Below are 11,964 nucleotides of genomic sequence, written 5' to 3'. Positions count from 1 at the left end.
AGTATGATGCCTGATATTAGCAATTTGTCTGTAGAACAGTTAAAGCGTTTACAAGCTGAAGCGGAAGCATTAATTGCCACGAAAAAAGATCAAGCAATTGAAGATGCCTATAATCAAATTTTAGCGATTGCAGACAATTTGGGTTTAAGCATTGAGCAGATTTTGGAAGTTGGCGAAAGCAAGCGTAAGAAAAGCCCACGTAAAACTGTAGCGCCACGTTATCGTAGCAAAATCAATTCTACAGATACTTGGACTGGTCGTGGTAAAAAACCACGCTGGTTAGTCGCTGAATTAGAAAAAGGCGCAAAACTTGAAGATTTTCTAATCTAAGCTTCATCAATTTGTCATTGATTTGACTTAGAGTTCAAAAACCAAGCAATACGGCTTGGTTTTTTTATCTGTATCAATTGGCGACGCCGAAAAAGTGTGCATAATGTGTGAGTGTTATAAAAAGTCATTCATAGAAAAATTAGTAAGGTTGGTCGTGGTGGCATGATAAAGAAACCCAAATACATCACGTGGTGGATTTTCGCCCTCATTGCATTTTTGTTTTTTGTGTTATTACAAATTCCAGCAGCGTGGTTAATTTCAAAATTTTATAAAAATAATCAGACCTTACACAATGTGAGTGGCAATATCTGGAAGGGGCAAGCCGATTGGCATAAGGGACAGTTACGTGGTTCTTTAAGTTGGAATACACGTCCTTTAGATTTAGTTTTATTGCGTGTCGCTGCCGATGTTGAAGTGCATAGTGGCAATACTAAACTCGAAGGCATTGTTGGCTATCGTTTTGGTAGCGTCTTGGTGCAATCTTTAGATGGGCAAGTTGCGCCAGAAACCTTAAAAAGTATTGTGGATTGGCAGTGGCCAAGTAATGCGATTCAACTCAAAGACATTCATTTGAATTTTAAAAAACAGCAAGGCTTCACCAAAGCCAAAGGACAACTGCAGTGGGCGGGTGGTGAATTGCTGTATCGTTTTGCTCAGCGCCAAGACCGTATGAATATCCCCGCGTTAAAAGGCAGTTTGTCCGATGAAAATGGCAAACTGTTATTTGATATTCGCGATCAACGTGAACAAAAAATGCTGAATATTGCGCTTGATCAAAGCTTGATGCTAGATGTGCAACTCACGCAACGCTTATTGATGAATATCGCCTCTTATGAAGGCAAAGCGGGCTTAGATACCTATGTGATCAGCACTCGCCAACCTCTATTAAAAGGAGGTTTCTAATGCGTACACTCTCTGAACGATTAGGGAATTTGCACTGGAAGCAGTTTGATCGTGCTGCGCCAGTATTTTTAGCTTTTTTGATTTTGTATCTGTGTTGGAAACTGGCGAGTTTATTTTGGTGGGTTGTTGCGCCGCCCCAAGTCATGCAAATTGATCGGGTGGAGTTGGGTTCACAGCAACCACAAATCCCGAATATTACCTCCTTTGCATTGTTTCAAGAACTTGGGCGCAGCAACACTGCCGATGATCAATTAAATATGACTTTGCAAGGTGTAGTGGTTGGGCAGCCGAGTCAGTTTTCTTCTGCGGTCATTAAAGTGAATGAGGTGGCAGAGCGTTACCGTGTGGGTGATGTGATTGATTTGAGTCAGTACCAATTGGCAGAAGTCTACTGGGATCGGGTGATTTTACGTCATAGCAGTGGCGCGACGCGTGAAGTATTGTTTAAAGGTATTGAAAATGGTTTAAATCAACCTATCGCACCTTTAATTCCAAGTGGTAATCAAGCTCCTGTAACTGCACCTACGCAGTCCGCACAACCGAATAATGCCATTGGACAGGCAGTGCAGCGCATACAGGAAGATCGCGAACAATACTTAAAAGAGATGGGTGTTGAAGCAAATACGGGCAATGGTTATGAAGTCACTACACGTACGCCTGCCGCTTTAAGAAATAAACTGGGTTTACAGCCAGGTGACCGTATTTTGTCTTTAAATGGTCAAAACGTTGGGCAAGGGCAAAGCGATGCACAATTGCTTGAACAGGCACGTCGTGAAGGTCAAGTGAAATTAGAAATAAAACGTGGTGATCAAGTGATGACCATACAACAAAATTTTTAAATGGATCGGCATCGTAACTACATGCAGAGACATATTTAGGGTTAGGAAACACAGTAGATTATGGCTTTATTGAATTATGAGCGTCCATTTTGGGCATTACTGGCTGCTGCACCGCTTGTTGCAATGGTGAGTACTGCAAGTCATGCGCAAACCTGGAAAATTAATTTACGTGATGCGGACTTAACTGCATTTATTAATGAAGTGGCCGATATTACGGGCAAGAACTTTGCAGTCGATCCGCGTGTGCGTGGCAATGTCACGGTGATTTCCAACAAAGCCCTGAATAAAAATGAAGTCTATGACCTGTTTTTAGGCGTATTGAATGTGAATGGTGTGGTGGCAATACCATCAGGCAATACCATTCGCCTTGTACCTGACAGCAATGTAAAAAGCTCAGGCATTCCCTATGATGGTCGTCAAAATGCGCGTGGTGACCAAATTGTAACGCGAGTGATTTGGCTAGAAAATACCAATGCCAATGACCTGATTCCTGCTTTACGTCCGCTCATGCCGCAGTTTGCGCATTTGTCTGCGGTCGGGGGCACCAATGCTCTAATCGTGTCTGATCGTGCCAGTAACATTTATCAGTTAGAAAGCATTATTCGTAACCTAGATGGTACGGGGCAAAATGACATTGAAGCGATTAGCCTGCAATCCAGTCAAGCCGAAGAAGTCATTGGCTTGCTTGAGTCGATGAGTTCGACAGGGGCAGCGAAAGATGTTAAAGGTTCGCGTGTGCGTATTGTGGCGGACAACCGTACCAATCGTATTATCATCAAAGGCGATACCGCAACACGTAAACGCATTCGTCAAATGATTGAAATGATGGATGTGCCTGCGGCAGATCGTTTGGGTGGTTTGAAGGTTTTTCGCTTGAAATATGCCAGTGCACAGAATTTAGCAGAAATATTGCAAGGTCTGGTTTCAGGACAGGCGGTGAGCAGCAGCTCTAATGCAAATAGCAACAGTAACAACAACAGTGCTAGTAATTTAAGCAGCACCAATAACAACACAGGTAATTCATCGACTATTTCCACCCCAAGTATTAATTTGGGTGGCAGCTCGAATAGCAACAATCAAAACAACATCACCAGTTTTAATGGTAATGGTGTCAGTATTATTGCCGATGGCTCGCAAAATGCTTTGGTGGTCAAAGCCGATCCGCAGTTGATGCGTGAAATTGAATCGGCCATTCAGCAACTAGATACCCGTCGTCAACAAGTGTTGATTGAAGCTGCGATTATAGAAGTGGAAGGTACCGATGCCGACCAATTGGGTGTGCAGTGGGCATTGGGCGATTTAAGCAGCGGTATCGGTCTAATTAATTTTGACAATATTGGTGCAAGTTTAAAAAATGTTGCTGCAGGCTATTTAACTGGTGGTGCAGCAGGCGCAGGCAGTGCGATTGGTGCAGGTACGTCATTGGTGTTGGGTGATTATCGTGAAGGTCGTGATGGTTCACGCAAGCTATATGGTGCGATGATTCAGGCCTTGAAGGAAAAAACCAAATCCAATTTATTGTCTACGCCATCTATTGTGACCATGGACAATGAAGAAGCCTATATTGTGGTTGGTGAAAACGTTCCTTTTGTAACAGGTTCATTATCTACCAATGGTGGTGTGGCAAATCCGTATACCACTATTGAACGTAAAGATGTCGGGGTTACTTTAAAAGTCGTGCCACATATTGGTGAAGGCGGAACACTACGCTTGGAAGTTGAACAAGAAGTGTCAGATGTCAAAGCCAATAAAGGTCAGGCGCAGGATTTAGTCACCAGCAAACGCGCAATTAAAACTTCTATTTTGGCCGAGCACGGACAAACCATTGTCTTAGGTGGCTTAATTTCTGATAACTCGGTTTATAGTCGTCAGGCTGTGCCAGGTTTGGGTGCTATTCCAGGGTTGGGGCGTTTATTCCGTTCCGATGGTCAATCTAATCAAAAACGTAATTTATTGATTTTTATTCACCCAACCATTGTGGGAGATAGTCAGGATATTCGCCGTATTTCGCAGCAGCGTTATAGCCAATTGTATAGCCTTCAGTTGGCAATGGATGCCGATGGTAGCTTTGCTAAACTGCCTGAGAATGTTAGCGATGTTTATCAGCAGCGTTTGCCTGTATCTCGAGTTGCGCCGCAAACAGGAACTTATCAAACCTTACCATCAGCAGTGTCTGCAAACCGCACAGCAACGGTGGTGAGCACCCCTGTTGCGATTGAGCCTGCGGTACAGCGCCAAAACGTAGTTTTGCCGCAGCAGGAAGTCAGCAAAACTAAAAATACAGTCACTACGACCACAATTCGCGCTACACCTTAATCGTATCCTGCGCAGATTGTGGTTGAGGGCATGTTATGATGTCGCCAAATCACACGAGAGAAGTTATTTATGACTTGGAAAATACAAGCAATTAGCGGTGAATTTACTGGCCAAGAAATTAGTATCGACCGTGATATGTTGGTGGGGCGTCATCAAAGTGCAGATTTGGTGCTGCAATCGGCAGAAATTTCACGTAAACATGCGGCTTTTTTACTTAAAGAACAAGCGCTGTATGTGCAAGATTTAAATTCTTCCAACGGCACTTTTGTAAATGATTTACGCATTGCCGATGAAACCTTACTTAAAGAAGGTGATATCGTCCAATTTGCCAGCTTAAAGTTTTCGGTACTTGCGCCTGCGGTTGAGTTAGAGCATGCGGTTGATGTTGCTGAAACTGCAGAAAAAGTCACAGCGCAAACAGAAAAAACACCTGCACAGCAAATGAATGAGCAGGGAATGCCTGAATTGAATCAACGTGACAGTTCTGTTCAATTAAACCGAGATGGTATGCCGCAAGGCGTGGCAGTGCCGAAACCAGCACCTATTCCAGAAGGTGTGGATATTCATGCAGTTCCAGCAGAGCCAAAACCTGTGCCTGTCGAGGAGCCTGTTTCTCGTGTGGAACAAGAGAAAGAACAACAGAAAAATGCCTCTGTTGGTTTGATTTCACTGATTGTTTTGGTGATTTTGGCGGTTTTGGCTTGGCTATTGTTTAAATAAGCAGCCTTTGCTTTACAATCAAGGCATGCGAACGCATGCCTTTGTTCATTTAGGGGGAAGAATGTCTATTACTCAGCTTGATACGCGTCAAGTCATTTTATTTGATTTAGATGGCACCTTGGTCGATTCTGCGACAGATTTATACCGCGCCATGAACATGAGTTTAAATGCGCTGCAACTGCCTTTGGTAACATTGGAGCAAGTGCGAACTTGGGTGGGGAAGGGAACTGCGGTATTTTGCAATAGTGTCTTATCGCACTTAATGGGCGAAGTTCACCCTGAACAGCAACAACAGCTACTGAACACCTTCTTAGAAATTTATAATGCCGATCCGTGTATCGACACACAACCATTCCCGGGCATTATTGAATTTTTGGACTGGGCAAAAGCACAACAAAAAACCTTAGTTTGTGTGACTAATAAACCTGAGCAGCCAGCTCGTGCCATTGTTGAAGCATTAGAGATGCAACACTATTTTGATGATGTGATTGGTGGAGATCGCTTTGAGGAGCGTAAACCACACCCGCGTCAATTGCTGCATTGTGTTGAGCATTATCAGGTGGAGAAGTCTCAAGTCTTGATGATTGGTGATTCTTCTAATGATGTTGAAGCCGCGCGTCGAGCGGGGATTGATTGTATTGTAGTCAGCTACGGCTATAATCATGGTGAGCCGATTGCCAATTGTCAGCCACAACAAATTGTGGATAATTTAACTGAATTGTTAAATATTTAAGTGCTTAAAACTTCGCGCTAATTGCTATAAAGGATATCAATATGAGTCAGGCTGTAATGCCCATATTTCGATGGCGACGCTAGTCAATCTACAACCGTCCTTCACTTCGTCTTATCGAAAACATTGCTACATCGAAATATAGAGAGCTCCACATGACCACTCAGACTCAATTTGAACAACTTAAAGCAGCAGGCTACAACCTCATTCCTGTATATCGCCAGCGTTTGGCTGATACCGAAACTCCATTGTCGGTATTTGCGCGTTTGAAGCAGCATCAACAAGCTTATTTGTTTGAGTCTGTAGAAGGCGGTGAAAACTGGGCGCGTTATTCAATTATTGGTTTGGGTGAATCTACAGTTTTCTCCTGCAATGCGGGTGAACTCACCATCCAACACGCCGATGGTTCAATCGAAAAACAAACTTGTGCGCAGCCGTTTCAGTATATCCGCGATTTTCAGGCGCAATTTAAAGTACCTACACAAGCCGACTTGCCTGAATTGCCAAGCTTTACAGGTGGTTTGGTGGGTTATTTTGGTTACGATGCAGTGCGTTATATCGAACCTCGTTTAAAGAATGTGCCTGCAGAAGATCCAGTCGGTTTACCTGATATTTGGATGATGTTGTCTAAAACAGTCATCGTATTTGATAACTTAAAAGATACCTTGTTCTTAATTGTGCATGCTGATGCGGCGCAGGCAGATGCTTATACTCAGGCGCAGCAACAACTCGATGCACTAGAAGAAATTTTAGCAACCCCGATTAGCCTAAAAGCAGAAAAACATACGCCACCACATTTTGAATCGCTTACAGGCAAAGAAAAATTCTTGGCGACCATTGATACCGTCAAAGAATACATTCGTGCAGGCGATGTTATGCAAGTAGTGCCTGGGCATCGCATGGTGTCAGATTTTGATGGTGAGCCGTTACAGGTTTATCGTGCTTTGCGCCATCTCAACCCATCGCCGTACTTATTCTTGGTACAAGGCAAAACTTTGGGCGATGATCAGCCGTTTCATATTGTCGGCTCATCACCTGAAATTTTATCGCGTTTGGAAAATGGTATTGCCACTGTGCGTCCTTTAGCAGGTACACGCCCGCGCGGTAAAACCAAAGAAGAAGATTTGGCACTTGAGCAAGATTTGTTGTCGGATGAAAAAGAAATTGCCGAACACTTAATGCTGATTGACTTGGGGCGTAATGATGTCGGGCGTATCGCCAAAATTGGTAAAGTACAAGTGACTGATCAAATGGTGATCGAGCGTTATTCGCATGTCATGCATATTGTGTCCAATGTGCAAGGTGAAGTGCGTGACGATGTCGATGCTTTGGATGTTTTTCAGGCAACTTTCCCTGCAGGGACACTTTCGGGTGCACCAAAAATTCGTGCCATGGAAATTATTGATGAAGTTGAGCCTATAAAACGTGGTGTTTTTGGTGGTGCTGTTGGTTATTTAGGCTGGCATGGCGAAATGGACATGTCGATTGCGATTCGTACCTGTGTTATTCGTCAAAATAAGGTCTATGTGCAGGCAGGCGCAGGTCTAGTTGCGGACTCAAATCCTGAATCTGAATGGAATGAAACCCAAATAAAAGCTCGCGCAGTGATCAAAGCGGTTGAATTATCATCAAATGGATTGATTTTATGAGTTTTTAGCGTTTTTTTTGAAAAAAACACTTGCACGGATTTCAAGTTTTGCTAAACTGCACACCGTTCCGATACGAAACGTACGAAACACTAAGAAACGCCGGCATAGCTCAGTTGGTAGAGCAACTGACTTGTAATCAGTAGGTCCACAGTTCGAATCCGTGTGCCGGCACCATCTTAGGGAGTTTGAGTTGTTAAGTAAAGAACGAACACTGAGTAAGTGTGAAAATGGTGGGATTCCCGAGCGGTCAAAGGGAGCAGACTGTAACTCTGCCGCGTAAGCTTCGAAGGTTCGAATCCTTCTCCCACCACCATTAACTTCGATAGAAGTGGTAATTACCAACATAGATGCGGGAGTAGCTCAGTTGGTAGAGCGGCAGCCTTCCAAGCTGCATGTCGCGAGTTCGATCCTCGTCTCCCGCTCCATCGAAGGATTTGTCGCTCTTATAGCTCAGTGGTAGAGCACTCCCTTGGTAAGGGAGAGGTCTCGAGTTCAAATCTCGATAAGAGCTCCAGATACAGTTTAGCGATTATTCGCACAAGATTTTCAAAAAGCAGGCTTATTAGTCTGCTTTTCAAGTATTAGGTGTCTAGTTTTTTAGGCGATATGTCGGGGCAGAGTTTTACTCAGCATTGTGTTCGACGTAAACGAGGAAGATGAACATGGCTAAGGCTAAGTTTGAACGTAATAAGCCACACGTTAACGTGGGCACAATCGGTCACGTTGACCATGGTAAAACAACTTTAACAGCTGCGATTGCTACAGTATGTGCACGTAAGTTTGGTGGTGAAGCGAAAGATTACGCTGCTATCGACTCTGCACCAGAAGAAAAAGCACGTGGTATTACAATTAATACTTCTCACGTAGAATACGACTCCCCAACTCGTCACTACGCGCACGTAGACTGCCCAGGTCACGCCGACTATGTTAAAAACATGATCACTGGTGCTGCTCAGATGGATGGTGCGATCCTTGTTTGTTCAGCGACTGATGGTCCAATGCCACAAACTCGTGAACACATCCTTCTTTCTCGTCAGGTAGGTGTACCTTACATCATCGTATTCTTAAACAAATGCGATATCGTAGACGACGAAGAGTTAATCGAATTAGTTGAAATGGAAGTTCGTGAACTTCTTTCTACTTACGACTTCCCAGGCGACGACACTCCAGTAATCCGTGGTTCAGCACTTGCTGCACTTAACGGTGAATCAGGTCAATATGGCGAAGATGCTGTAGTTGCTCTTGTTGAAGCGCTTGATACTTACATCCCAGAGCCAGTACGTGCAATCGATCAAGCATTCTTAATGCCAATCGAAGACGTATTCTCTATTTCTGGTCGTGGTACAGTAGTAACTGGCCGTGTAGAAACTGGTATCGTGAAAGTAGGCGAAGAAGTTGAAATCGTTGGTATCAAAGACACAGTTAAAACAACTGTAACTGGCGTAGAAATGTTCCGTAAACTTCTTGACGAAGGTCGTGCGGGCGAGAACTGTGGTGTTCTTTTACGTGGTACTAAGCGTGAAGACGTACAACGTGGTCAAGTACTTGCTAAGCCAGGTACAATCAAGCCACACACTAAATTCGATGCGGAAGTATACGTACTTTCTAAAGAAGAGGGTGGTCGTCACACTCCATTCCTTAACGGTTACCGTCCACAATTCTATTTCCGTACAACTGATGTAACTGGTGCAATCCAGTTGAAAGAAGGCGTTGAAATGGTAATGCCAGGTGACAACGTTGAAATGTCAGTAGAATTAATCCACCCAATCGCAATGGACCCAGGTCTACGTTTTGCGATCCGTGAAGGTGGTCGTACTGTAGGTGCGGGTGTTGTTGCTAAAGTAACAGCATAATTATAGAATGTGTTAAACAGGTCGAGAGCTTTGGCTCTCGTTCTGTTTTGTAGGTCAGTAGTTCAATTGGTAGAGCGTCGGTCTCCAAAACCGAATGTTGGGGGTTCGAGTCCCTCCTGGCCTGCCACTTTTTTTAAAAAAGCTTGATGTCGGCTAATCTAGTCATATAATAAGTCGCGAATTCTACGACGAGTACAAAAATGTCGAATGATAAATCGCGTGACGCATTAAGCGACGCGCCAATCCCTCAAAGAAATAATTCTGCTGAAGTTGTTCAATCGAGTTCTCCATTAGACTACGTGTTGTGGGGTATCGCTTTGATTTTATTCATTGCTTCGATGATGGTGAATCAGCATCTTCCTGCGTATTGGGCACCAGCCAATGATATTTGGGTGCGTGTTGGGGTAATTTTGGCTTGTATCGTTGTGGCTTTAGGTTTATTATACGCCACCCATCAAGGCAAAGGCTTTGTTCGTTTGCTTAAAGATTCACGTATTGAGTTACGTCGAGTCACTTGGCCTACTAAACAGGAAACTGTAACAACGTCATGGCATGTATTGATTGTTGTTGTAGTCACTTCAATTGTATTGTGGTGTTTTGACTATTTGTTAGGCTGGGCAATCAAGTTAATTATCGGGTAAAAGAGCTATGAAACGTTGGTACATTATTCATGCCTACTCAGGTTATGAAAAACAAGTGATGCGTTCGCTTAATGATCGAATCCAGCGTAGCGCTGTTGCCGATAGCTTTGGTGAAGTCCTTGTTCCTACCGAAGAAGTGGTAGAAATGAAGGATGGTAAGAAACGTAAGTCAGAGCGTAAGTTCTTTCCAGGCTATGTATTGGTTGAAATGGAAATGAACGATGAAACTTGGCACATTGTTAAAGAGTGTCCAAAAGTTTTAGGTTTTATTGGTGGTACAGCAGAAAAGCCTGCCCCAATTACGCAAAAAGAAGCTGACGCGATTCTTGCACGTGTACGCAATACTGGTGAAGCACCTCGTCCGAAGACGATGTTTGAACCAGGCGAAGAATTACTTGTGATTGATGGTCCATTCACCGACTTTAAAGGCGTGGTGGAAGAAGTTCAATACGAGAAGTCACGTTTAACGTTGACAATTAATGTATTTAATCGACCTACTCAGGTTGAGCTGGAATTTCGTCAAGTCGAAAAATCCGTTTAAGTTTGAGTGGTTGGAAAACGCCCGATTTATGATGAATCGGGCATTGTTGTTGTAACGGTATCGTTACTTAAAATATTGGGGAGCCTAGCGGCGTTTGTACCCAGAGGTAATTTGAAATGGCTAAGAAGATTGACGGCTATATCAAGCTGCAAGTTCCAGCTGGTAAAGCGAATCCATCTCCACCAATTGGTCCTGCATTAGGTCAACGTGGTGTTAACATCATGGCATTCTGTAAAGAATTCAATGCTGCTACACAAAAAGTTGAACCAGGTTTGCCAATTCCTGTAGTGATCACTGTGTACAACGACAAGTCGTTCACATTCATCATGAAAACTCCTCCTGCTGCAATTCTTCTTAAGAAAGCTGCAGGCATTCAAAAGGGTTCAGCTGTACCTAACAAAAACAAAGTTGGTAAGTTGACTCGTGCTCAATTAGAAGAAATCGCGACTACTAAAGAACCAGATTTAACTGGTGCTGATTTAGAAGCACGTGTGCGTACCATTGCTGGTTCTGCACGTTCTATGGGCTTGGATGTGGAGCTATAAGACATGGCAAAGTTAACTAAACGTCAAAAAGCCATTGCTGCTGCTGTAGAAGCAAACAAAGTTTACACTTTGGAAGAAGCAGTTGAAGTTCTAAACAACCTTCCTGCTGCTAAATTCAAAGAATCTTTGGATGTTGCGGTAAACCTAGGTGTTGACCCACGTAAATCTGATCAGGTTGTTCGTGGTGCGACTACACTTCCTGCAGGTACTGGTAAAACTGTACGTGTAGCTGTTTTCGCTCAAGGTGCTGCTGCAGAAGCTGCTAAAGCTGAAGGCGCAGACGTAGTTGGTTTCGACGACTTAGCTGAAAGCATTCAAGCGGGTAACCTTGACTTTGACGTTGTGATTGCAGCTCCGGATGCAATGCGCGTAGTAGGTAAGTTGGGTACGATTCTTGGTCCACGTGGCTTAATGCCAAACCCTAAAGTGGGTACTGTAACTCCTGACGTTGCGACTGCAGTTAAAAATGCAAAAGCAGGTCAAGCGCGTTACCGTGTAGACAAAGCGGGTATTATCCACGCTGCGATTGGTCAAGTTGGCTTTACTGCTGAAGCAGTTCGTTCAAACGTTGAAACCTTAGTTGCTGACTTGAAAAAGTTAAAGCCTGCAACTTCTAAAGGCGTATACATCAAAAAGATCACTTTGAGCTCTACTATGGGTCCTGGTCTTGTTATTGATGTACAGAACGTTTCTAACTAAGTCTGACTTAGAAAGAATTTTAAAGTCCTGAAAAGTCTCCTTCTCCCTCTGGGAGAAGGTCGGGATGAGGGTTAAACCTCTCCCTAACCCTCTTCTAGCAGGAGAGGGGGACATTCAGGCGGACTTTGAATTGGTAAATGAGAATTTATCAGCGTCAAAGACCTCAGGCGAGAGTAGTTTTATGCTGCTTTCTTAATC

Annotated in this window: 12 protein-coding genes and 5 tRNA genes; all 17 read left to right on the top strand. The window is 43.7% G+C overall.

Going from position 1 to position 11,964, the window contains the following annotated elements; translation table 11 throughout:
* Positions 1–3: 3 nt before the first annotated feature.
* The 17 genes from FTU98_RS00640 to rplA all read left to right on the top strand — a co-directional run bounded on the left by FTU98_RS00640 (position 4) and on the right by rplA (position 11,766).
* Entirely contained in the window at positions 4–330 is a 327-nt protein-coding gene (locus tag FTU98_RS00640) for an H-NS family nucleoid-associated regulatory protein (protein ID WP_004975751.1), read from the top strand.
* 162 nt (positions 331–492) lie between these two features.
* Positions 493–1,233 carry a type II secretion system protein N gene (gene gspN, locus FTU98_RS00635; protein ID WP_096901906.1) on the top strand — a complete coding sequence of 247 codons (741 nt, stop codon included), beginning with the start codon at positions 493–495 and terminating at the stop codon, positions 1,231–1,233.
* A complete protein-coding gene (locus FTU98_RS00630) occupies positions 1,233–2,072 on the top strand; it encodes a type II secretion system protein N (protein ID WP_004975757.1) in 840 nt (279 codons plus the stop codon). Before gspN ends, FTU98_RS00630 begins: the two co-directional genes overlap by 1 nt.
* Positions 2,073–2,132: 60 nt before the next feature.
* Complete coding sequence (gene gspD / locus FTU98_RS00625) at positions 2,133–4,388, top strand: type II secretion system secretin GspD (protein WP_131260972.1); 2,256 nt, start codon at positions 2,133–2,135, stop codon at positions 4,386–4,388.
* A 69-nt stretch (positions 4,389–4,457) separates the two neighbouring features.
* Positions 4,458–5,108 (top strand): FHA domain-containing protein, encoded by a 651-nt coding sequence (locus tag FTU98_RS00620; protein WP_179996500.1) that lies wholly within the window; start codon positions 4,458–4,460, stop codon positions 5,106–5,108.
* Positions 5,109–5,169: 61 nt separating this feature from the next.
* Entirely contained in the window at positions 5,170–5,841 is a 672-nt protein-coding gene (locus tag FTU98_RS00615) for a phosphoglycolate phosphatase (RefSeq protein WP_179996501.1), read from the top strand.
* Between the two features lie 152 nt (positions 5,842–5,993).
* On the top strand, positions 5,994–7,487 hold the full coding sequence (trpE, locus tag FTU98_RS00610; protein WP_180050058.1) for an anthranilate synthase component I: 1,494 nt from the start codon (positions 5,994–5,996) through the stop codon (positions 7,485–7,487).
* A gap of 98 nt (positions 7,488–7,585) precedes the next feature.
* Positions 7,586–7,661, top strand: a tRNA-Thr gene (locus FTU98_RS00605).
* 55 nt (positions 7,662–7,716) lie between these two features.
* Positions 7,717–7,800: transfer RNA gene (locus FTU98_RS00600), tRNA-Tyr, on the top strand.
* Between the two features lie 36 nt (positions 7,801–7,836).
* Positions 7,837–7,912 (top strand) — tRNA-Gly (locus FTU98_RS00595).
* 14 nt (positions 7,913–7,926) lie between these two features.
* Positions 7,927–8,001, top strand: a tRNA-Thr gene (locus FTU98_RS00590).
* A 148-nt stretch (positions 8,002–8,149) separates the two neighbouring features.
* Positions 8,150–9,340, top strand: coding sequence for an elongation factor Tu (tuf, locus tag FTU98_RS00585; RefSeq protein WP_004975768.1), 1,191 nt, complete (start codon positions 8,150–8,152; stop codon positions 9,338–9,340).
* A gap of 51 nt (positions 9,341–9,391) precedes the next feature.
* Positions 9,392–9,467 (top strand) — tRNA-Trp (locus FTU98_RS00580).
* Between the two features lie 73 nt (positions 9,468–9,540).
* Entirely contained in the window at positions 9,541–9,981 is a 441-nt protein-coding gene (secE, locus tag FTU98_RS00575; RefSeq protein WP_004975769.1) for a preprotein translocase subunit SecE, read from the top strand.
* 7 nt (positions 9,982–9,988) lie between these two features.
* A complete protein-coding gene (nusG, locus tag FTU98_RS00570; RefSeq protein WP_004975770.1) occupies positions 9,989–10,522 on the top strand; it encodes a transcription termination/antitermination protein NusG in 534 nt (177 codons plus the stop codon).
* A 116-nt stretch (positions 10,523–10,638) separates the two neighbouring features.
* Positions 10,639–11,067: a 50S ribosomal protein L11 gene (rplK, locus tag FTU98_RS00565; RefSeq protein ID WP_004975771.1), complete on the top strand. Its 429-nt coding sequence runs from the start codon at positions 10,639–10,641 to the stop codon at positions 11,065–11,067.
* Between the two features lie 3 nt (positions 11,068–11,070).
* Positions 11,071–11,766: a 50S ribosomal protein L1 gene (gene rplA / locus FTU98_RS00560; RefSeq protein ID WP_004975774.1), complete on the top strand. Its 696-nt coding sequence runs from the start codon at positions 11,071–11,073 to the stop codon at positions 11,764–11,766.
* Positions 11,767–11,964: the final 198 nt, after the last annotated feature.

The sequence above is a fragment of the Acinetobacter sp. YH12211 genome (assembly GCF_013418015.1).
In the GTDB taxonomy this organism is placed as follows: Bacteria; Pseudomonadota; Gammaproteobacteria; order Pseudomonadales; family Moraxellaceae; genus Acinetobacter; species Acinetobacter towneri.
Note: the sequence above shows the minus strand (reverse complement) of the source record. Positions and strands in the feature narration are given on the sequence as shown.